General features: G+C 41.9%; 21 protein-coding genes. 5 read left to right on the top strand and 16 right to left on the bottom strand.

From position 1 onward, the window contains the following. Positions 1-398 precede the first annotated feature (398 nt). Complete coding sequence (locus tag ACH8JV_RS16255) at positions 399-815, top strand: DUF4902 domain-containing protein (protein ID WP_396522472.1); 417 nt, start codon at positions 399-401, stop codon at positions 813-815. Positions 816-878: 63 nt separating this feature from the next. Then, positions 879-1,445, top strand: a complete 567-nt coding sequence (gene abaI / locus ACH8JV_RS16250) for an acyl-homoserine-lactone synthase AbaI (protein ID WP_396463276.1) — start codon at positions 879-881, stop codon at positions 1,443-1,445. 94 nt (positions 1,446-1,539) lie between these two features. Here abaI and ACH8JV_RS16245 read toward each other — a convergent pair whose 3' ends face one another. From ACH8JV_RS16245 to ACH8JV_RS16215, 7 genes are all read right to left on the bottom strand, one after another. Beyond that, entirely contained in the window at positions 1,540-2,892 is a 1,353-nt protein-coding gene (locus tag ACH8JV_RS16245) for an MFS transporter (protein ID WP_396522470.1), read from the bottom strand. Positions 2,893-3,012: 120 nt separating this feature from the next. Then, positions 3,013-4,038 carry an enoyl-CoA hydratase/isomerase family protein gene (locus tag ACH8JV_RS16240; protein ID WP_396522468.1) on the bottom strand — a complete coding sequence of 342 codons (1,026 nt, stop codon included), beginning with the start codon at positions 4,036-4,038 and terminating at the stop codon, positions 3,013-3,015. Positions 4,039-4,050: 12 nt separating this feature from the next. Continuing rightward, entirely contained in the window at positions 4,051-4,824 is a 774-nt protein-coding gene (locus ACH8JV_RS16235; RefSeq protein ID WP_086398802.1) for an enoyl-CoA hydratase, read from the bottom strand. Between the two features lie 21 nt (positions 4,825-4,845). Further along, complete coding sequence (locus tag ACH8JV_RS16230; RefSeq protein WP_396522466.1) at positions 4,846-5,973, bottom strand: acyl-CoA dehydrogenase family protein; 1,128 nt, start codon at positions 5,971-5,973, stop codon at positions 4,846-4,848. 11 nt (positions 5,974-5,984) lie between these two features. Beyond that, positions 5,985-7,634 carry an AMP-binding protein gene (locus tag ACH8JV_RS16225; protein WP_396522464.1) on the bottom strand — a complete coding sequence of 550 codons (1,650 nt, stop codon included), beginning with the start codon at positions 7,632-7,634 and terminating at the stop codon, positions 5,985-5,987. 81 nt (positions 7,635-7,715) lie between these two features. Continuing rightward, positions 7,716-8,606, bottom strand: a complete 891-nt coding sequence (gene mmsB / locus ACH8JV_RS16220; protein ID WP_151740223.1) for a 3-hydroxyisobutyrate dehydrogenase — start codon at positions 8,604-8,606, stop codon at positions 7,716-7,718. A gap of 11 nt (positions 8,607-8,617) precedes the next feature. After that, positions 8,618-10,135, bottom strand: coding sequence for a CoA-acylating methylmalonate-semialdehyde dehydrogenase (locus ACH8JV_RS16215; RefSeq protein ID WP_396522462.1), 1,518 nt, complete (start codon positions 10,133-10,135; stop codon positions 8,618-8,620). Positions 10,136-10,300: 165 nt separating this feature from the next. Between ACH8JV_RS16215 and ACH8JV_RS16210 the strand changes: the two genes are divergently transcribed. Continuing rightward, complete coding sequence (locus tag ACH8JV_RS16210; RefSeq protein WP_032010330.1) at positions 10,301-11,182, top strand: LysR family transcriptional regulator; 882 nt, start codon at positions 10,301-10,303, stop codon at positions 11,180-11,182. Between the two features lie 62 nt (positions 11,183-11,244). Here the strand turns inward: ACH8JV_RS16210 and ACH8JV_RS16205 are convergent, their stop codons facing one another. The 5 genes from ACH8JV_RS16205 to ACH8JV_RS16185 form a co-directional block, all read right to left on the bottom strand. Next, on the bottom strand, positions 11,245-12,675 hold the full coding sequence (locus ACH8JV_RS16205) for an amino acid permease (protein ID WP_396480863.1): 1,431 nt from the start codon (positions 12,673-12,675) through the stop codon (positions 11,245-11,247). Positions 12,676-13,044: 369 nt separating this feature from the next. Further along, on the bottom strand, positions 13,045-14,484 hold the full coding sequence (locus ACH8JV_RS16200) for an amino acid permease (RefSeq protein ID WP_396522459.1): 1,440 nt from the start codon (positions 14,482-14,484) through the stop codon (positions 13,045-13,047). 161 nt (positions 14,485-14,645) lie between these two features. Then, complete coding sequence (locus ACH8JV_RS16195; protein WP_000071348.1) at positions 14,646-15,005, bottom strand: RidA family protein; 360 nt, start codon at positions 15,003-15,005, stop codon at positions 14,646-14,648. A 10-nt stretch (positions 15,006-15,015) separates the two neighbouring features. Next, entirely contained in the window at positions 15,016-16,119 is a 1,104-nt protein-coding gene (alr, locus tag ACH8JV_RS16190; RefSeq protein ID WP_396522457.1) for an alanine racemase, read from the bottom strand. A gap of 20 nt (positions 16,120-16,139) precedes the next feature. Further along, positions 16,140-17,405, bottom strand: coding sequence for a D-amino acid dehydrogenase (locus tag ACH8JV_RS16185; RefSeq protein ID WP_396522455.1), 1,266 nt, complete (start codon positions 17,403-17,405; stop codon positions 16,140-16,142). A 136-nt stretch (positions 17,406-17,541) separates the two neighbouring features. Here ACH8JV_RS16185 and ACH8JV_RS16180 point away from each other — a divergent pair, with 136 nt between their 5' ends. Continuing rightward, positions 17,542-18,009 (top strand): Lrp/AsnC ligand binding domain-containing protein, encoded by a 468-nt coding sequence (locus tag ACH8JV_RS16180; RefSeq protein ID WP_001247568.1) that lies wholly within the window; start codon positions 17,542-17,544, stop codon positions 18,007-18,009. Positions 18,010-18,049: 40 nt separating this feature from the next. Here ACH8JV_RS16180 and ACH8JV_RS16175 read toward each other — a convergent pair whose 3' ends face one another. Continuing rightward, a complete protein-coding gene (locus tag ACH8JV_RS16175) occupies positions 18,050-19,195 on the bottom strand; it encodes a DUF1624 domain-containing protein (protein WP_396522453.1) in 1,146 nt (381 codons plus the stop codon). Between the two features lie 74 nt (positions 19,196-19,269). Between ACH8JV_RS16175 and ACH8JV_RS16170 the strand changes: the two genes are divergently transcribed. Next, entirely contained in the window at positions 19,270-21,360 is a 2,091-nt protein-coding gene (locus tag ACH8JV_RS16170; protein ID WP_396522451.1) for a TonB-dependent receptor, read from the top strand. Positions 21,361-21,405: 45 nt separating this feature from the next. On the opposite strand, the gene ACH8JV_RS16165 is transcribed toward ACH8JV_RS16170, so the two are convergent. The 3 genes from ACH8JV_RS16165 to ACH8JV_RS16155 form a co-directional block, all read right to left on the bottom strand. Next, positions 21,406-21,786, bottom strand: coding sequence for a nuclear transport factor 2 family protein (locus tag ACH8JV_RS16165; RefSeq protein ID WP_396522449.1), 381 nt, complete (start codon positions 21,784-21,786; stop codon positions 21,406-21,408). A gap of 25 nt (positions 21,787-21,811) precedes the next feature. Beyond that, entirely contained in the window at positions 21,812-22,192 is a 381-nt protein-coding gene (locus ACH8JV_RS16160) for a ribonuclease E inhibitor RraB (protein WP_006581242.1), read from the bottom strand. Positions 22,193-22,317: 125 nt separating this feature from the next. Beyond that, positions 22,318-22,983 (bottom strand): RluA family pseudouridine synthase, encoded by a 666-nt coding sequence (locus tag ACH8JV_RS16155; RefSeq protein ID WP_396522447.1) that lies wholly within the window; start codon positions 22,981-22,983, stop codon positions 22,318-22,320. Positions 22,984-23,058: the final 75 nt, after the last annotated feature.

Below are 23,058 nucleotides of genomic sequence, written 5' to 3'. Positions count from 1 at the left end.
AATAATAACTCCCACTAATGGTCCAAGTGATATAATTTTACCACTTATTATATATTGAAACTAAAAACATCCATAATGATCTAGCAAATCAAATAATTAGGTTATGACTTCTCTTAGTTATAATTATTATTTTAATAATGAGAATAGATGCTATTTACAAAATTTATAACAAACTAAGCCTATGGAGCATTTTTTAAAAGTAATTTTCATATTAAAGCTACAAAATTTTCAATTTTACATAAGCAAACCTTAATACTTAAACAAGTCTCTAATAAGAAAAGCTTAACGGTGTAAGGTATCAAATTATATCTAACCTGTTAAACATGACAGTATTTAATTGGCAATAATTTATGTTATTTATCAATAGATTCCTAATTCAGGTTGCTTGAACAGGTAGCATGGCCAGCATCCCCCCTCATTTTCCAATCTCAACAGATGGTTTTATTCGCATGAATGAAAACCAGCTTATGAATTACCCTTTCCAGCACGTCATATCTATTATTGAGTCTACACACATTAAAGAGTCTCAAATTATCTATTATGGTTTTACTGAATGGGCCACATTAAAGACCCCAGCTTTAAGTACCGGATGGGACTGGGAGTTCGTAGAGCAAAATGGTTTTGCTAGCTTAAAACGAATTGGCCTACCCAGAAGCAATATTATGATTGTTGATGTGTCTGGTACAGATATTGGATTTGATATCACAGAAACACTGATTGAAAGAAAAATAGATACTCTGTTTTGGGAACAGTTCATTTATGCTCAAATCAATGCAACATTAACAAAGTCTAAATTAAGTCTGAATTTCTCTTAGAAACCTGTAAATTTTTACAGTTACCGCCTTCCCAGCTGTTCAGTAAAGTCACATCAAAAATAAGTGGAAGCACTTGTAATGAACATTATTGCTGGATTTCAAAACAATTTTTCAGAAGGCTTATATACCAAATTTAAAAGTTACCGTTACAGGGTATTTGTTGAACATTTGGGATGGGAGTTAAATTGCCCACATAATGAAGAACTAGATCAATTTGATAAAATCGATACAGCTTATGTGGTTGCTCAAGATAGAGAGTCCAATATTATTGGCTGTGCCAGACTATTACCTACGACTCAACCCTATTTATTAGGTGAAATATTTCCTCAATTACTCAATGGAATGCCTATTCCCTGCTCACCAGAAATTTGGGAACTCTCAAGATTCTCTGCTGTAGATTTCTCGAATCCACCTACCACAGCGAGTCAAGCAGTGTCATCGCCAGTTTCTATTGCAATTCTGCAAGAAGCTATTAACTTTGCAAGAGAACAAGGGGCCAAACAACTTATTACGACCTCTCCTCTTGGTGTAGAGCGTTTATTACGTGCTGCTGGTTTTCGTGCCCATCGTGCAGGCCCACCAATGACGATTGATGGATATTCGATGTTTGCATGTTTAATTGATGTCTAATTGTTTAAAGGTTAACTCTTGCTGCTTTAGCATGAGTTAACCTATTTTCTATAACCAAAAAATACACATACCACCAAGACAAAAATAACGCGTATCAATCAGTCTTGGTTTTTAAATTTAAGTTTACTTTTTTATGATAATCCTCATCCGTTCTAGTCATCCAATCACGCGGCATAAATGACGTAGATATAATTGCGACTACAGCCATACTTCCAATATAAAGCATAATTAGATATGGATTACCCTGCCCGACACTCAACAATTTAGTAGCAATCATCGGTGCCAAACCACCACCTAATACGCCAGCTAACTGTACCGAAATCGAGATTCCGCTATAACGAATTTCCGCAGGAAATTGACGTGCAAAAAGCTGAGCTTGCGGCGCATACATAATTGGGAACACAACGCCAATTGCTAAAACAATTGCTGTCCACACTAATACCGGATCTTTTGTATTGAGCATGGTAAAAAATGGATAGCAGTAAAGCGCCAATATGCATAGACCAAACATAAACATATTGCGTTGACCGACTTTATCCGACAAATGTCCACATAACGGTGTCATAAATAAAATGACGGCTGCGCCGCAAATGGTAGCAAATAAAATGTCTTGGCGTGGAATTCCAAGTTGTGCAGTGGTATAAGCCAATGTAAAAGTTGAAGCAATGTAAAACCATGCATTTTCGGCAGCGCGAGCCAAAATAATGGTGATGAGTTGCTTTGGATGGTTTTTAAAAACCTGTAGAGCAGGAACTTTAACTTCTTCAGACTGTTGTTTTACTTTTTCGAAATCTGGTGACTCAGGCACTTTTACTCGAATATACCAACCCACTGCCAGTAAAATAATGCTGGCAAGAAATGGTAAACGCCAACCCCAGCTAAACAGTGCTTCTTCAGGTAATAACGACACCAGACCCAACGCGATTGAGGCTAGCATTAAGCCACCACCTGTACTAGCTTGAGGCAAGCTTCCCCAAAACCCTTTACCGCCTTCGGGTGCATGTTCAACGGCCATCAGTACAGCACCGCCCCATTCACCGCCCATTGCCATACCTTGAATGAATCGCAAAACAACCAAGCCAATCGCAGCCCAATATCCAATTGATTCATAAGTCGGTAATAAGCCAATCAGTACAGTTGGGATCCCCATGAGCATCAAGGTCAGTAGCAACATCGATTTACGGCCAATCTTGTCACCAAAATGACCAAAGACTAAGCCGCCTAATGGTCTTCCAATAAATCCAACGGCATAGGTGGCAAATGCAGCAAGCACGCCGGTAAGTGCATCCAGATTTGGGAAAAATAGCTTATTAAAAATGAGCGCCGCCGCCGCACCGTAAATAAAAAAGTCATACCACTCAATGGTGGTGCCGACCATGCTAGAGATACCTGCTAATCGATGTGACGACTTTTTAGTATTTGAACCGTTTCCATGTATTGATTGCATCGTAATATCCTTTTTAGATTTTCTTGTTTTATCTTTTTTATGCTTATGACCAGCCCTGACCATAAGCATTTTCAGGTCTCGCTTTATCTCCTTAAGCTTTTTAGAGTTGCGTAATAAGGCTTAGCTCAATTTTTCTAAAATTGGCTCAAATTTCGAATTACGTTCTTGCCACTGTGGTTGTTTGTCTTTATCGACAATGAGAGCACGGACACCCTCAATAAAGTCCCCATGCTCAAACCAGATATCCTGTAAATCGCGCTCAAGCTGCATGCACTGCTGTAGCGAAAGCCCACGACCTAAATGTTGCAGTTTTAGACTAGTTTGTTTGGCAATAAATGAACGCTGCTGCAAAATACTGAGCATCTTGCTTGCCCAGGTTTTTAAGCTTTCATCTTTTTCATTTTCAAGACTTTGTTCGATTTCATCTAAATGCTGATATCCGAAGTGTTTACGAATACCTTCTGCCAACTGTTTGAGTTCACTTTCAGCAGGACGAGTAATAAATCGGGTAATAATGTGTTCAATTCTCTCTTTAGTTAAACTCGGCGCCTCAACAAGAGCATCTTGTAAAGCTTGTAACTGCTCACTTGGCACATGGTAGTCAATTAAATCGAGGTAAAGCGCATCGCTACTACTAATCTGCTCACCCGTAATTGCCATATAAACACCAATGTCATCAAGACGAGACAGGAAATGCGTTGCACCAACATCTGGGAAAAAGCCAATCGCTGTCTCAGGCATAGCAAATCTAGACTTTTCGCTGCTCACCACAATGTGACAAGCTTGAGCCAAGCCAAAACCGCCACCTAATACATAGCCATCAAGTACAACAATGACTGGCTTTGTATATTCACGTAATATATTCAGCATCTTATATTCGGCACTAAAGTAGCCTTTGTAGTCGGCCGTGCCATTTTTATAACTGTCATACAGATAGCGAATATCGCCACCTGCACAGAACGCTTTTGGACTATTTGACTTAATTAACACTGCCTGAACAGCAGCATCATTTCGCCACAGTTCCAATTGGGCACCAATACTTTTAATCATATCTAGCGACAATGCATTGAGATGAGTCACACGGTCTAAGGTAATCATGCCGAGCTTACCTTGTCGCTCAATCATTAAGTGATTTTCTGTATTCATTTTATTGATCTCTTACTGATTTTTAAAATTCGCCTTTCGTTTTTCAACAAAAGCCTGCATTCCTTCTTTTTGGTCAAATGTTGCAAATATTGAATGGAACATACGTCTTTCAAAACGCAAGCCTTCCGTAAGGTTTACTTCAAAAGCTCGGTTGATGGTTTCTTTAAGCATGATGTTTGCAGTTAAAGATCGTGCCGCGATTTTTTCAGCCGCTTGCAAGGTTTGTTCAAGTAATTCTTCTTTGCTAAAAACACGTGCGACTAAACCACTTTGCTCTGCTTCTACTGCGCCCATTTGACGAGCGGTAAGGCACATTTCCATTGCTTTGGCTTTACCAATCGCATGGGTTAAGCGCTGTGTGCCACCAATACCCGGAATTACACCTAAAGTCACTTCAGGCAAGCCAAACTTGGCGTTGTCAGCACAATAAATAAAGTCACACATGAGCGCCAACTCACAGCCACCGCCTAACGCATAGCCACTCACCGCTGCAATTAGAGGTTTACGTCGCTGCGCAATACGGTCTGCAAGATGAAAAAAGTCATCTAAATAAATATCAGGAAATGCCAAATCAGCCATTTCTTTAATGTCAGCTCCTGCGGCAAAAGCTTTTTCAGAACCTGCCAATACGATGCAACCAATTTCGCGGTCTTTTTCGAGCTGATCTAATGCCTGATTAATTTCACTAATTAATTCACTGTTTAAAGCATTGAGCGCTTGAGGGCGATTTAAGGTAATCAGTCCAACCCCATTACGCTTTTCTAATAAAATACTTTGCCACTGCATTATTTATTCCTTGTTCTGGTTTTATAGACTACGTGCGATGACTAAACGTTGGATATCACTTGTGCCTTCGTAAATTTGACAAATACGCGCATCACGATAAATACGCTCAATTGGGAAGTCTCTGAGATAGCCATAGCCACCAAACACTTGTAAGGCGCTTGAACACACGCGTTCAGTCATTTCTGAAGCAAATAACTTGGCCATTGAAGCTTCATTGAGACACGGTTGACCTCCTTCTTTGAGACGTGCAGCGTAGTGAACCAGTTGTCTCGCTGCTTCAATTTCAGTTGCCATGCTAGCAAGGCGAAATGCGATGGTTTGATGCTCAAAAATTGGTTTTCCAAAAGTAATACGCTCTTTGGCATAACGAGTCGCCTCTTCAAGCGCCGCACGTGCTAAACCGACTGCTTGTGCAGCAATACCAATACGACCACCTTCCAAATTGGCAAGTGCGATTTTCAAACCCTCACCTTCTTTGCCAAGCATGAGGCTTTTATGAATGCGCACATCTGTCAGCGCGATCTGACACGTATCTGAAGCATGCAGACCTAGTTTTTCTTCTACACGAATCACTTCATAGCCCGGTGTTTCACGTGGGACTAAAAATGCACTAATGCCCTTTTTGCCCGCGCTCGGATCGGTCACGGCAAACACGATAATGACACCGGCATTATTACCCGAGGTAATAAACTGCTTGGCACCATTTAAAATGTAATCATCGCCATCTTTCACCGCTCGGGTTTTAAGAGCTGCCGCATCTGAGCCAGTATGCGGCTCAGTTAGGGCAAAAGCACCGATCATTTCACCTTGTGCCAGAGGTTTTAAAAAGCGCTCTTTTTGCTCATCGGTACCAAATTTTAAAATAGGCACACAACCAACCGAGTTATGTACACTCATGATGGTCGAAGTTGCGCCATCTGCTGCCGCAACTTCTTCGAGTGCTAGTACATAGGCTAAGTTACCTGTATCTGAACCGCCCCATTGCTCTGAAACAAGCATACCCATAAAACCGAGTTGTCCCATTTGAGCCAAGGTTTCTTTCGGGAAAGTCCCGTCCCGATCCCAATCACTGGCATAAGGTTTAATTTGTTCTTGGGCGAAACTTTTCGCCATGTCACGGATAAGTAATTGTTCTTCGGTAAATTGCATTATTATTTCCTTTACCCTGCTTTAGCTTGTTGTTTAGCAATTTCTTGATTACGCAATAAAAAGCGCTGAATTTTGCCACTTGGAGTTTTAGGTAATTCACTCACAAATTCAACTAATCGTGGGTAAGCATGAGCAGAAAGTCGTCTTTTAACAAACTGGCTGAGTTCTTCAGCAAGTGTTTCTGATGGTTGAGTAGCCGCGGATAAAATTACAAATGCCTTAACCACTTCGGTACGGTCTGGGTCAGGCACACCAATCACTGCGGCCTCAACCACTGCATCATGTTCAAGTAAGGCACTTTCTACATCAAAAGGTCCAATCCGATAGCCCGATGTGGTGATCACATCATCGCTACGGCCTACAAAGCTCATGCTGCCATCGGCATGAAGTTCTGCAGTATCGCCCGTTAAGTAGTAATGACCAACAAAAGGCGATTTACGGCTTTCTCTATAGCCACCAAACCACATCATTGGAGATTGGCTAATATCGACTGCTAAAATTCCTGGTGTGTCTGGCGGAAGCTCTTCACCTTGCTCATTAACAATCGCAACACGGTAGCCCGGGCTTGGGAAACCTGCTGAACCAGCATGAATTTCATGTTTTAAACCATGATGATTACACACCACCATGCCTACTTCAGTTTGCCCATAGTGATCATAAATCGGAGCATCAAGCACTTGTTTAAACCAGCGAATTACTTCTGGATTCAGCGGCTCACCTGCACTGCTCACCACACGGAACTGACCTTTTAATGGCGCCATTTGTGCTGGATCAGCCGCCATCATCATTCGGTAAGCCGTTGGTGCGCCTGCCAAGTTGTTAATTTTATAATCTTTCACAATTTGGCATAGGCTATCTGTGCTGAAACCACCTTCATAGAACAAAGTAGCGTGGCCCAAGAATAACGGCCCAGTAATCGCGTAGTACAAACCATACGCCCAACCCGGATCGGCAATATTCCAAAACGAGTCTTCTTCTGTTAAACCAATGGCATCTTGCATATATCGACCAAAGGCAATCAGTGCTTTTAATGGCACTTCCAATGGTTTCGCTGGCCCTGTAGTGCCTGAAGTAAACATGAGCAAGAAAGGATCTTGGATGCTACGCATGACTAGATCACATTGATCAGACTGCTGCTTTACTTCATTCCAAAAGTTAAAATCGCCTGCTTTAAGCGGGGTGCCTTGTGCGTCGGCCACCGTCACAATTGCAGGGCAATTTTCAATTTCATCGAGCTTGCTACGGTTACCCATATCGGTCACCACCAGCTTACTTTGTGCAAGCTGAATACGGTGCTCAATCGCTTTTGGACCAAATGCTGTGAATAGCGGTTGATAGACTGCACCAATTCGCCAAGCTGCTAAAATAGTCACGATCAGTTCAGGTGTTCTTGGTAATAATCCTGAAATACGGTCACCAGTTTTCACACCTTGTGCTTTTAAAAAGTTAGCGAACTGACTCGACCATTCTTTTAATTCACGGAAGGTATATTGCTCTTTTCGTCCGTCTTTTCCTTGCCAATACAGTGCAATTTTGTCACCATCTGCGTGTCGATCACAGCATTCATAACATGCGTTAAGTGCATCAAGTGAACCTGACAGCATCTGTTTTGCAGTACTTTCCAAATCGAAAGCCTGTACAGCATTTTGATAATCCATCATATCTTTTCCCTCAGTCTGGATTTGTTGTTATTCACGACAGGGTTTGATTTATTGGTTTAAAGCCATCCTTTGGCTTTACCGTTATGCCTCTTGTGGCAGGTATTGCTGAATAATGCTCGAAAAATCGAGATTGGCATTACCACGCATGCACATTTGCTGATAGAGCTGTTGCACCATGCCCCCTAATACCACTGGCTGTTTGACTTGGCCCGCGGCTTCTACAGCGAGTCCTAAATCTTTTAGCATCAGCTGAGTCGCAAAGCCGTCTTGATAGCCCCGAGATGCGGGCGCATTTTCATTAATATGCGGCCATGGGTTACATACATCCGAACTCCAGCAACGACCACTCGAAGTATTAATTACCCCCGCCAATGCTTGTGGGTCAATGCCGAGTTTCACCCCCAACGCCATGCCTTCGGCCACCGCAGCCATTGAAATACCTAAAATCAGGTTATTGCAAATTTTGGCAATTTGACCTGCACCCACATCACCACAGTGAACAATATTTTTGCCCATATGGCTGAGTACAGGTTTTACGTCGTTAAAGGTTTGATCATCGGCACCCACCATAAAGGTTAAAGTTCCCGCTTGAGCTCCAATGGTTCCACCAGAGACGGGTGCATCACAGATTTTAATATTTTTGCTATGTGCAACAGCGGCAATGTCTTTAATGGTTTGTGGGTCAATGGTACTGCTATCAATGCATAAGCTACCTGCTTTTAGCACTTCTAAGACACCATTTTCACCCAAGTAAACTTCTTTAACATGCTTTGCAGCTGGCAACATGGTAATGACCACATCTGCTTGTTTTGCAGCGGCCTGAGGGCTATCACACACTACACCACCTGCCTCGGCGAAGTGCTGAATAGCAACTTCACTGAGGTCATAACCGTAAACTTTGATTCCGGCTTTGAGTAGGTTATGGGCCATTCTGCCACCCATATTGCCTAGACCGATAAAGGCGATATTCATCCGTGATCCCCTTAACGTAAACTAATGGTTGTGTTTACACCGCCAACTTCATGGCTATCTTCAAACCAACGGCTGGTAATGGTTTTGGTTTGCGTATAGAACTGGACAGCCTGTTTGCCGTATGGTCCCAAATCGCCGAGTTTTGAACCTCTTGAACCAGTAAAACTAAAGAACGGCACAGGTACAGGAATTGGAATATTGATACCAACTTGACCAATATCAATTAAGTTTTGGAAAGTACGTGCAATGGCACCGCTTTGGGTAAATAGGCCTACACCGTTACCAAATGGATTGGCATTGATTAGAGCAATTGCTTCATCGAGTGTGTCTACACAAATAATCGAAAGTACCGGACCAAAGATTTCTTCTTTATAAATACGCATGTCGGTATTTACGCCACTAAAAATCGTTGCACCTACAAAGTTACCCGACTCATAGCCTTGTACTTGCACATTGCGACCATCAAGGAGAAGTTCTGCCCCTTGCTCAACACCGCTATTAATTAAATCAAGCACACGCGCTTTAGCACGTTTTGAAATGACTGGGCCAATGTCAGTATTTGGCTCATGGCCTGCGTTTACTTTTAAGGTTTTCGCTTTTTCTACTAACTCTTGAATCCACTGTTTGCTGTCGCCAACCATAACTGCAACAGACAATGCCATACAACGTTGCCCAGCCGCACCGAACGCTGCACCGACTAAAGCATTTAAGGTTTGTTCTTTATTGGCATCTGGCATCACAACCACATGGTTTTTTGCACCCATCATCGACTGAACACGTTTGCCATGTTGTCCTGCAAGGTTATAAACATGCGTGCCCACAGCAGTTGAACCTACAAATGAAATCGCTTTAATGTCTTTGTGCGTACACAAACGGTCAACCACGTCTTTACCGCCATGCACAACGTTGAGCACACCTGCTGGAACACCTGCTTGAATCGCAAGCTCAACCAGCATCATGGTTGATAACGGATCTTGTTCTGATGGTTTTAAAACAAAGGTATTGCCGCACACGATTGCCATTGGGAACATCCAAAGTGGAATCATGGCTGGGAAATTAAACGGCGTAATACCCGCACAGACACCCAAAGGTTGCTGCAAGGTATAGGTATCTACACCACGTGCTACACCTTCAACGTATTCGCCCATTTGCAAAGTACCAACTGAACAAGCATGTTCAACCACTTCTAGACCACGTTGAATATCACCTTCCGCATCTGCCAAGGTTTTGCCTTGTTCAGCAGTCAATACCTGTGCAATTTCTTTCATGTTGGCACGGATTAAGTCTTGCAACTTAAGCATGATGCGCATACGTGCCTGAATTGGAGTTTGACGCCAAGAAGCAAAAGCATCTTGTGCAGCTTGAATAGCAGCGTCAACTTCTTGAACCGTAGCAAAAGGTACGCGGCCAATCACTTCCTGAGTGGCAGGGTTAACAATGTCTTGCCATTCCTGTGTTTTAGATTCGATAAACTGTCCGTTAATGAGTAACTTAGCGGTTTCCAATTCGATTTTTTGGATTGTGTTCATAACCTCTCCGTAGGCCATATTTTTATTGTGTTCAGTTATTAGAAAATACTGATCTATGTATTTTCTTTATTCAGGTTTCATTTGAGACTAACAAAGAAAGCTTTGACCACCAACGCAAATTCATGCACGATTGTTGTGCAAATATGCACAGGGACAATAACAAAAATGAAAGTGGATTGGGATCATCTACAGTTTTTTCTGGTTTTAGCTCGCACTAAAACCTTAACCAATGCTGCTCGTATTATTGGTGTCGAGCATAGTACGGTGGCTAGACGGATTCAGGCTCTAGAACTTGCTTTGGGTACAACCTTGTTTAAACGTGAGGCAACAGGCTATGAGCTGACGCTCGAAGGCATGGCACTTGTCCCTCGAGTTGAGCAAATGGAACAAGCTTTTTTACAAATTGAAAAACCACATCAACCTTTGCAAGGTCGTGTGCGAATTGGCACACCTGAGGGCTTTGGAACTGCATTTTTAGCACGCTTATTGGCTGAGTTCTCGATTCAGTATCCACTACTGACCATCGATCTGATTCCTGTGCCAAAAATGATTAAGCTCTCACACCGTGAAGCAGATATTGTAGTATCGATTGAACGCCCAACCTCTGGGCCCTACATCATTACGCGCTTATCAGACTACTGCTTAAAAATTTATGGCAGCCAAAACTATCTGGCGCAAAACCCACCTATTCGCGGTTTAGAAGATTTAACCCAGCATCGCTTTGTAAACTATATTGATGATCTGGTGTATAGCCCCGAGCTGTACTGTTTAGAGCGTTTACCTTTAAAGCTCAATGCTAACTTTCGTAGCAGCAGTATTTTGGCCCAGCAAATTGCGGTCAGTGCGGGTGCAGGGCTTGCGATTTTGCCCAAGTTTCTGGCAGACGATAAACCTGAACTTGAAGAAGTGTTAGAGCAACAAGTTCGCTTTACTCATACTTTCTGGATGCTGACCTTTGTTGATTTACAACATGAGCCTCGCATTAAACTGGTCTGGGATTATTTGCGTAAACAGGCCGATAAATATCAGCACTTGCTGGTCGATTAGATACCTCAATAAAAAAGCCAATCAATCATGATTGGCTTTTTTGGTAAATCGAGAAAGGATAATTAAAAAACTTCACGGCCTAGTTTTTTCATGCGTGGCTTATAGAATGCATAGTAGGTTACGCTTAAAACCACTAACCATACTGGGCTGACGTAGAGTGCTTTCAATGTATCTGGCTCTAGTGCCAAAATCACTAAAGTAAACAAGAAGAATGCAATAACCACATACGCCATCAAAACGCCACCAGGCATTTTAAAGGTTGATGCAGCATGAAGCTCAGGACGAGTTTTACGATAACGTAAATAGCACGCCATGATTAAAATCCACACGCTAATAAACAGGATTACGCAGAGCGAACTTGCCAAAGTAAATGCTTCCATTGTGTTTGGAACAAAATACTGAAGCACTGCACCGCCCATAATGAAAATACATGAAAAGATTAAACCATTTGAAGGTACAGCACGTTTTGATAAACGTCCTAATACACTCGGTGCCTGACCATCTTTCGATAAACCGAACAACATACGGCTTGTTGAAAACACGCCACTATTCATTGAAGACATAACCGAAGATAGTACAACCAAGTTCATAATAATTGCAGAAATAGGAATACCTGCATTTAAGAACAACTCAACAAATGGGCTTTTATCTGCACGGATATGATCCCACGGTGTTACTGACATTACGACAAAAAGTGCCAACACATAGAATAGGATAATACGTACCGGAATCGCATTAATTGCTTTTGGTAGATTCTTTTCTGGATCTTTGGTTTCAGCAGCTGTTGTACCAATCAGCTCAACACCAATAAAGGCAAATACGGCGATCTGGAAACCTGCCAAAAACCCGCTTACACCTTTTGGAAATATACCACCATGTGACCATACGTTACTGACACTTACAACCTCACCATGAGGAGCTTGGAAGTGAGTCAAAATCATGTAACCACCCACACCAATCAAGCCAATAATCGCTAGAATCTTAATAAGGGCGAACCAGAATTCCACTTCACCAAACAACTTAACTGTAAGAAGGTTAAGGCTTAAGACAAATAGCACACAACCCGCACTAATCATGGCTTGTTGCATGGGTGAGAAACTGGCGCCTTCGGGCAACCAGAAACTTAAATAATTAATGACCGCTGAAAGATCGGCAATACCGACCAATACCCAGCCTAACCAATAGGTCCAGCCTATGTAGTAGCCAGCCCATGGGCCAATCAAGTCATATGCCATATCAACAAATGACTTGTAATGTAAATTAGCGAGTAGTAATTCACCTAATGCACGCATAAGGAAGAAAAACATACCACCAATTAACATGTAAATAACGAGAATTGAAGGACCTGCGAGGGAGATGGTTTTGCCCGAGCCCATAAATAGACCGGTACCGATTGCACCGCCAATTGCAATAAGCTGTAAGTGGCGATTACTTAATTTCCGTTGTAAATGATCAGGGGAACTTGCCTCATCTGAATGATGAACCATTGTCATATTAGAAGTCCTTTTTATATTTGCTTAATTTCAATCAGCAACATATAGGGAGAAAATGAACCGTATATCATGGGTTGCTGAGTCTATACATCGGGACAATATGTTCAAGTATATTTTTTCCTTAATTGAACTATCTTTTATCCCTGTTTTTTAAATTGCATTATTTATGTACTGCCTTCACGGCAATTTTAATTATCCAATCTCGATTCACCAGATTAGCCGAAGTGTAGCATGTGATAATGCTTGATGTCGCTTTACCTCCCCCCTCCAAACTGCACTAGTGATTCAAAAATAAACAACATTATTCCGATAAAAAATAGAAAGAAAATAAAAAAAGCCAATCATGTTCGATTGGCTTTTTAATAAAACTTAATGATCGTTAACGAGTTCTCGTCCTAGCTTTTTCATGCGTGGTTTATATAACACATGATAGGTCACACCCAATATGACTAGCCATACCGGGCTCACATATAAAGCTTTCAAAGTATCTGACTCTAGCGCCAAAATGACTAAAGTGAAAAGCATAAATGCTAAAACCACATAGCTCATCCAAATGCCACCCGGCATTTTAAATGTCGATTTTTCATGCAATTCAGGACGTAATTTACGATAGCGTAAATAGCACACCATAATGAGACTCCAAACGCTAATGAATAGAATCACACAAAGTGAACTTGCTAACGTAAATGCCTCCATAGTGTTTGGAACAAAGTACTGAAGCACTGCCCCGCCCATAATAAAAGTACAAGAAAAAATTAAACCATTTGAAGGAACTGCGCGTTTTGACAAACGACCAAATGCACCCGGTGCCTGACCATCTTTTGATAAACCAAACAACATACGACTAGTTGAAAACACACCGCTGTTCATTGATGACATCACTGAAGACAGCACCACCAAGTTCATGATGATGGCAGAAACTGGGATACCCGCATTTAAGAATAACTCAACAAACGGACTTTTATCTGCACGAATGTGGTCCCATGGAGTTACTGACATCACAATAAAGAGTGCCAATACATAGAACAAAATAATACGTACCGGAATCGCATTAATTGCTTTCGGTAAGTTCTTTTCTGGGTCTTTGGTTTCAGCAGCTGTTGTACCGACCAGTTCAACCCCGACAAAAGCAAATACAGCAATCTGGAATCCGGCCAAGAAGCCTTCCGTGCCTTTCGGAAATAAACCACCATGCGCCCAAACATTACTCATACTTGCAACAGCGCCTTGAGGAGCTTGGAAATGGCTGAAAATCATGTAGCCACCCACCCCGATCAGGCCAATAATCGCCAGAATCTTAATAAGTGCAAACCAGAATTCAATTTCACCAAATAGTCGTACTGTAAGGAGGTTAAGTCCCATGACAAACAATACACAGCCTGCACTAATCATAGCCTGCTGGATTGGGGAAAAACTTGCACCATCGGGCAACCAGAAGCTCAAATAGTTAATGACTGCTGAAAGGTCCGCAATACCGACCAGCACCCAACCTAACCAATAGGTCCAGCCCAAATAGTAACCGGCCCAAGGACCAATCAGGTCATGAGCCATATCAACAAAAGATTTGTAATGCAGATTTGCAAGGAGTAACTCACCCATTGCACGCATTAAGAAAAAGAACATGCCTCCAATAATCATATAAATAAAGAGAATTGAAGGGCCTGCGAGGGAGATGGTTTTACCTGAACCCATAAATAGGCCAGTTCCAATTGCACCGCCAATAGCAATCAGTTGTAAATGACGGTTAGACAGTTTTCGTTGCAGATGATCAGGAGAATTTTCCATATCTGAATGACGAGCCGTTGTCATATTAAAATTCCTTTTTGAATTCCTTTGTTAAGATCAGCAACCTATGGCGAAAATCGAACCGTATGCCATAGGTCACTGAATCTGTTCACCAAAAATGACTGGATAAACCGTATCTATCTTCCTTCTGTTAGATACATCATCATTTTTGGAGTAAAAACGAATTACTTTTGTGCTGCCGTCACGGCAATTTCAATTAACCAATTTGGATTGACCAAATCGGCCTGAATTGTGGCACGCGATGGCGCAACACACCCTTTTAACCAATCAACCCAAATTGCATTTACGGTTGAAAAGTCAGAAAGATTCTTTAAATAGAGCTGTGCAGAGAGCAAGCGAGATTTGTCGGTATTGGCTAATGCCAAAAGTTCATCAATCGTTGCAAGAATTTCACGAGTTTGGCCTGCCACGTCTTGCTCGGTATTTTTAGGTACCTGACCTGACAGATAAACCACTTTGTTAAAAACAGTCACGGCGCTCATGACTTCGTTAGTGTTAATCTTTTGTATATCTGAATTAGACATTCGGATTTCCTTATACCTGATTAATAAATTGAACACGGGCGGTGACGGCACACATCAGTTCATAACCCACCGTACCAGATGAAACTGCGACATCATCAATAGGTAAAACAACGCCTGTACTTGATTGGCCCCAAAGCACGACTTCACTGCCGACTTTGGCACTCTCAATGCCCGTTAAATCGACTGCCAACATATCCATGCTGACGCGGCCAATTGTACGAGTGCGGACAGAGTCCACTAAAACAGGCGTACCTGTTGGTGAAATACGCTGATAACCATCGGCATAGCCGCAAGCCACAATCCCAATCGTCATGGGCTGCTCTGCGACAAAGTTTGAGCCATAACCTACGCTTTCATTTGGTTCTAAGTGCTGAACGGCAATAATTTCGCTGCGTAAGCTCATGGTCGGTTGTAAGCCCCAATCCGCAATACTATGCGTCGGGTAATCTGGCGAGCTGCCATAAAGCATGATGCCGCTACGTGCATAATCTGATTTGAGCTGGTCTTGATAGCGCAGAATTGCCGCGCTATTACTTACCGATCTTTCACCCGGTAAATCCTTCACAATTTCTTCAAAGGCAGTGACTTGATAATCAATGCCTTGCTGGCCGAAACGATCGGCATCTGCATCTGAAAAATGCGTCATGTGTGTAATCTTGGATACGTTCGCCAAGTTATTTAAACGTTCCCAAGCCTGAACATACTGCTGTGGTTTAAAACCAAGACGGTTCATACCACTGTTCATTTTCAAGAAAACATCGAATTGGGCCGCATAAGGATGCTTTTCCACCCACTCAATTTGCGCTTCACTATGAATGGTGAAACTAAGCTGATACTGCACACAATCAAATAAATCTTGAGGAGAAAAAATTCCTTCGAGCAACAAAATTGGACCTGTCCAACCTAGAGCACGAATTCGTTTTGCTTCATCAAGATCAAGTAAGGCAAAGCCATCTGCTGCTTTAAATGCTTCATAAACACGTTCAATGCCGTGTCCATAAGCATTGGCTTTTACAACGGCAAAGACCTTACTGTTTGGCATAGCCTTGCGTACCACCGCCAAGTTATTTTGTAAGGCTTGACGGTGGATCACTGCGGTAATAGGACGAGGCATGATGTATTTCCTAACGTCCGTTATGCCGCGTGCGCGTGTGAATAACGCTGAATTGAAAGGCCATCGGTACTGATATCAGTCTTATGATTCAACACGATGTCACTGATTAATTTTCCTGAACCACATGCCATGGTCCAACCTAAAGTACCGTGACCTGTATTCAAGAACAGATTTTTAAAGCGAGTCGCACCAATAATTGGTGTACTGTCTGGTGTCATTGGACGTAGACCAGTCCAGAAAGACGCCTGTGCCATATCGCCGCCCGGGAACAAGTCCTGAGTCACCATTTGTAAGGTTGCACGGCGGTCTTCGTTCAGACCTAAGTTAAAGCCACTTAGCTCAGCCATACCACCTACGCGAATACGTTGGTCAAAACGCGTAATCGCAATTTTGTAGGTTTCATCAAGCACTGTAGATTGCGGAGCAAAAGCAGGGTCAACAATTGGAATCGTCAACGAGTAACCTTTCACAGGATATACAGGTAACTGTAGATCAAGTGGTTTCAAGAAATCACGTGAATAGCTACCAAATGCTAGGACATAACGATCTGCAGTTAAAACTTTACCATTGACCAAAACGCCCTTAATTTGATCGCCTTCAACAATCAATTTTTCTACGTTCTGGTTAAACTGGAAGTTAACACCTAACTCTTTAGCAATTTGAGCTAAAGCATTGGTAAATAAATAACAGTCACCTGTTTCATCGTTTGGTAAATGTAAACCACCGACCAATTTATCTTGTGCATTAGCCAAAGCTGGTTCTACACGACCAAGCTCGTTGCTATTTAATAATTCGTAGCTTACGCCGCACTCTTCAAGCACACTAATGTCACGTTGAACCGCTTCCATTTGAGCTTCTTTACGGAATAACTGCAACGTACCTTTAGCACGGTTTTCGTAGTGAATACCTGTGTCTTTTCTAAGTTCACGTAAGCAATCACGGCTGTATTCAGCCACACGCATCATACGTTCTTTGTTCACAGCATAACTTTGTGGATTACAGTTTTTCAGCATTTGTGCCATCCACTGTAACTGCCACATGCTGCCATCTAAATTAATTGCAAGCGGTGCATGATGTTGGAACATCCACTTCACAGCTTTAAAAGGGATTCCTGGTGCTGCCCAAGGGGTCGAATACCCAGGCGAAATTTGACCTGCGTTACCAAAGCTTGTTTCTTCAGCAGGGCCTGCCTGGCGATCAAGAACAGTGACCTCAGCTCCTTGTTGAGCTAGATAATAGGCACTTGCCACTCCAATAACGCCGCTACCTAAAACAATTACGCGCATTTCCATTCCCTCACGCACACCAGTTTATTTCACTAGTATATTTCTGCTTCAATAGTTTATTTCACTGTTTTTAAGGGTATAATCTAGGTAAATTTATGTTTTTCTCGCGAGAATTTTAAAAAAAGAGGAAATATCTATGCGCCCCTTAGATCGTATAGATCGCATGATTCTGGACATTTTGCAGCGTGAAGGACGAATTGCGATTAGTGAATTGGCATCGAGAGTCAACCTTTCTACCACCCCCTGTTCAGAGCGTGTAAAACGCCTTGAACGCGATGGCATTATCATGGGTTATTACGCCCGCCTAAACCCCGCCTACGTAGACCGTAACTTGCTTGTCTTTTTAGAAATTAAGTTATCTGCCAAATCTGGTGATGTATTTGACCAAGTGGCCAGAGACCTCGTTGAGATTCCTGAAGTACTTGAATGTCACCTTATTTCAGGTGAATTTGACTACCTTGTAAAAGCCCGTTTAAAAGAAATGAGCGCATACCGCCGCTTATTGGGAGATCTATTAAAGAAACTTCCTGCTTCGGCATCTTCACATAGTTATGTGGTCATGGAAGAAGTGAAAGAAACCCTATATTTAGATGTAAGCAAGTAAAGCGAGCATTCTTGAACTCGCTTTACTCACCTTTTGGAAATTAGAAATATTTTAAAATCGAAATATGCTTGTTTTGATGTTTGAACTTCGAGAACCACTTAACCGCTGGATAGAGTGCAAAAGACAGCACAATTGTGATTAGCCACAGCATCCATACATGGCCGACCGACAAATAGCTCCCATAGTTAGCTCCCCACATATTTAGCGCAAACACATACATCAGTTTCAGCACATATAAATGCAATAAATAAAAGAACATAGGCACCGAGCCAAACACCACCAATGGTTTTAAAAATGAATATTGCTGCATACGTTCAAAAGCAACCAGCACAAGCAAGCCAATTCCAATATTCAGCAAAATAAATAACAAAGACGGCGGATACTTGGTGAGGTTAAAAAAGCTCATGAGGCTCAGTTGTAATGACTCAAAATGCTGCCACGGTTGGTCACCATAGACGTTGATTAAACGCAATAAAACAAATGGCCCAATACTTGCTAAACCAAGGCTGAGTAAAGCACGGCCTCTTTGCTTTGCTGTATATTTTGAACTAAACAACTGACCTAAAACGTAGCCTAATAAAATCACCCCAATCCAAGGTAAAACCGGATAGCTTGTGCGAAGCTTGATACCTGCAAACTCAAGCCAGCCACGTTCATGTAAAACGAACCATATATTCTGTAGGATGCCTTGTGAGAAGTGCACAGAATCTAATAAGTTGTGCCCCAAAATAATCACCAACGCTACACCAGCAAGAACAGGCAAAGGCAAACTTACACAGCAAGCTAGCACCACCATGCTAATACCGATCGCCCAGATCACCTGTAAATAAATGACTTCAGGTGGAAAAGTTGCCGTCCATGCAAAATTCACAAGGGTAAGCTCTAACACAATTAAAAATAAGCCGCGTTTTAATAGAAAGGCACGCGTTTGTTGTAAGTCCTGTTTTTTTGATTGAAATAAAAATGCAGAAATACCCGTTAAAAGTACAAAAACCGGAGCGCAAATATGTGCCAATAATCGACTGCCAAATAATGCTGGTTCTGTTACTGTTACGTCCATTGGATCGGTAACCTGTTTATGTAAATAGAAAGTTTCTCTTACATGGTCGAGCAACATAATGATGATCACCAAACCACGCAATGCATCAATCGACTGTAAACGTTCAATATTCTTTTCTAAAGACATAGCAGTAATCAACAAAATAATGTAACGTTATACTATTACATTATAGTTCTTTTGTCTTTCATGGCTGATTATTTATGCAACACAAATTAGGATTGTTGTCTTCGTTGGGTCTATCATTTATATCGACATTCACTTGGGCAGAAGAAACGTCAACGGTGCTTGAGACCATACGCGTTCAGGCTGAAAGTACCCAAGAAGGTGTGAGTCAAAATAGCTCGGCGACTAAATTTTCTCACGATGTTTTAGATGTTCCTTTTAATCGTGCTTATGTTTCAAAACAAATGATGGAACAACAAGATATTCAGCGGATTGATGATGCATTAAGCTTGGTGAGTGGGGTTTTTCATCAAAACAGTTTTGGTGGCGGCTTTTGGGATAATTACTCTTTCCGTGGTTTTAGCACCGATCCCAATTTAGGTGCCTCTATGATCCGTAACGGTTTGAGTGTCAACCGAGGGATTAATGCGCCAAAAGATGTCGTAAATATTGAATCTTTAGAGTTTTTAAAAGGGCCAATGGCTGCGCTATATGGTCGCGGCGAAACAGGAGGTTTACTGAACCTCAATAGTAAAAAACCGCAATGGGAAAGCGAAAGTGAACTTAACCTACGTGCCAATACCCAAGAACAATATCGCATAAGTCTGGAGCATACCGCGCCTATTAACGATGAACTGGCCTATCGTTTAGCCGTGGCTCATGAAGATAATCAAAGCTTCCGTGATCATGTCAGTAGTGAACGCTGGTTCTTTTCACCACAGCTCACATGGAAAATTTCAGACCAGACACAACTCGACTTTGACAGTGAATTTACAGAGCATAAAGGAACCTTTGACCGTGGTGTCAGCACCGTCAATCATGAGTTTGTGATGGACCCGAAAACCTTTACAGGTGAACCTGACGATGGTGATTTGAAAATAAAAGATTACTTTTACCAATTACGTCTGAGCCACGAATTTAACCCTGACTGGAAGCTAAATAGTGCTGTCAGTTATAAAGACGCCAAAATGGTCGGCTTTGCAACCGAACCTCGCCGTATGCAAGCCGATGGACGTACTTTAGAGCGTCAACGTCGCTATCGTGATTATACGAGTGAAGATGTTCTGGCTCAGACAGAGTTACTTGGCAAGGTTGATACGTCGTGGGCTCGTCATGAAATTTTACTTTCAACTGAACTTGGTCAACTCGACTATAAGCAAAACCAGCTTCGTCGCAATCACAGCACAAGCTCAACAAACACAATTGATATCTACCAACCTGAATACGGCAAATATTTACCGAACTTAGCTCCGTTTACTAACACCAAAGAACAGCAGCGTTACTTTGCGCTTAATGTACAAGACCAGATCTTTTTTAATGACCAGTGGAGCGTGCTATTCGGCAATCGTTTTGATCAGGTCGAACAAGACTTTAAAAATCACCTGACTCAAACTGAAAGCAACCAGACACTTCACCAGAATAGTCCGCGTTTCGGAGTAAATTTTAAAGCCTCTGATCAGTGGGCGTTTTATACCAACTATGGTCGCTCATTTGCCATGAATAGTGGTATGAACCGAAATGGACAGACTTTTGCTCCTGAAAAAGGCGAAAGCTACGAGGTCGGTACCAAATATAAAATAAACGACCAAAGTGTGCTGAGTCTCGCTTTGTTTAAAATGAAAAAACGAAATGTACTTACAACTGACCCAATCGATAGTAACTTTCAAACCGCAGCAGGCGAAGTAAGTAGTAAAGGAATTGAGTTTGACTTAAATAGCCAAATCACTGACCGCTGGTTCGTCAATGCCAACTATAGTTATACCGATGCGCAAATTGAAAAAGACCAAGACTTGCCAAAAGGTGCTCGTCTAAGCAATGTGCCAAAACACCAAGGTGCTGTAAGTACCAATTATGAGTTTCTACAAGAAGGCTCAACAAAAGCAGGTGTAGGCGCCAACCTTACTTATGTTGGTGAGCGTAGCGGACATAACCTTGATAATGGCTTTAATTTACCAAGCTATACCCTCGTAAACTTAAATGCTTACTATGCTCCATCTGACCGCTTACGCTATCAGCTGAACGTAAATAACCTGTTTGATAAAACTTATTATGTATCAAGCTATAGCGACTTATGGGTTCAACCGGGTGAGCCACTAAACGCCTCAATTTCAGCGCAGTGGAAGTTTTAATTTATCTATAAAATAAAAAAGCCCGAATTATTTCGGGCTTTTTTATTAGAACATGCCATTTTCATTCACAAGCTGTTCAGGCTGCATTTGCCCGATATCCCAAAACTCAGCAATTTTTCCATTTTCAAAACGGCAAATATGAACCACAGCCAAAATGGTAGGTTTGTCGTTCATTTGCATTTCAAGTTTTGAATGCACGGCGACTATAGTTCCATCTTCAATGACATGTTGAACATCAAAGACTTTATTGGGATTTTCAGCCGCGCTTTCACGCATTCCTTCCTTCAACGAAGTCGCATCACCCGCATAGTAAGGGTTGTGATGCTTGAAGTTAGGTGCAGTGTAATTGCTATAGGCTTCATCAACTTCGCCTGCTGCGGCAAGTTCTAAAAACCGTACCGCAATTTGTTTTTGAGATAAGTTCATGAGTATCTCCTACTCTTTTTAGACCTTATTGTAAGAGGTCGTCTTCTTCAGTTTCTTCCTCAAAGACATAGGCCATACAGCCCCATCCGTCATATTCGCCCTGAAATTTTTCAGCGATGCTGGCAAACCATTGCTCCAAGTCAACAATGTCTGAATACTCAGGTTCCATATTCACGAAGATAGTGATCACCCACTCGTTTGGCTCAACAGAGTCATCTTGGAAAAGTGAAACTTTTTGTTCTTGGTAAAGTAAGTAAAGTGCACATTGCTCTGCATTTTTTTGATCTTGAAAAGCAATTGAAAATTCAATTTCATGCAGCTCGGTTAAGTCATCCCCATCTTCAACCATTTGCCAAAGTACATTACCGTTATCGTCATCTGGAAATTGTTCGTAATCGCGGTTCATTAGATTGTCCTTGTTGTTGCTCTAATTTGTATTATTCGGACTTAGAATACCCGACTTTTATTGCAGTTTGGGTATATATTCCGTTCCCAATTGCATCAAATTGAATTTTTAATTGTATGTAAATTTTAAAACGGCACTTGCGATTCAATCACTACATCTGTTCCTTTCAATGGATGCTGAAAAGCCAGATAGGCAGCATGTAAAGCCATACGGTTTAAATGAAAACGTTTAGGCTCAGGGTGATACAGCTTGTCGCCCATAATCGGATGGCCAATATGCATCATGTGCACACGTAGCTGGTGCGAACGCCCTGTGACTGGTTCAAGCAACACGCGAGTTTGATCATTGTTTTCATCATAGGTAAGAGGTTGAAACAAGGTTTTAGCGTGTTTGCCTAATTCAAAATGTACAATTTGTCTTGGGCGATTTTCCCAGTCGGTAATGAGCGGAACTTCAACGCTACCCTCTTGTGCGACTTGGCCTTGCACCAAAGCAACATAATGTTTTTTGACTGTTCTGGCCTGAAACATTTTACTTACCGCGACTTCTGCATCACGGTGCTTGGCAAACATAAGTAGGCCCGACGTCGCCATATCTAAACGATGCGTCACTTTAGCCAAAGGGAACTTTTCCAGCACCCGTAAATAAGCACTGTCATGATGCTCAGGTAACCGCCCCATTACCGACAACAATCCCGCAGGTTTATCAACCACAATTAAATCGTCATCTTCAAATAAAATTGAAAGCGGATCTTGTGGTGGAGCGTAAACAAAGTTGTCGTTTAAAGGCATGGTCGTAGAAACAGCAATGGAGCATGGCGGCAAATCATAAAGAAATTTCAGACCTACCGCAAAGTAATCTATAAG

Origin of the sequence: Acinetobacter sp. ABJ_C5_2, assembly GCF_044538485.1 — a bacterium.
GTDB classification, from domain to species: domain Bacteria; phylum Pseudomonadota; class Gammaproteobacteria; order Pseudomonadales; family Moraxellaceae; genus Acinetobacter; species Acinetobacter nosocomialis_A.
The sequence above is the reverse complement of the archived record's forward strand: the minus strand, read 5'-3'. Positions and strand labels throughout refer to the sequence as shown.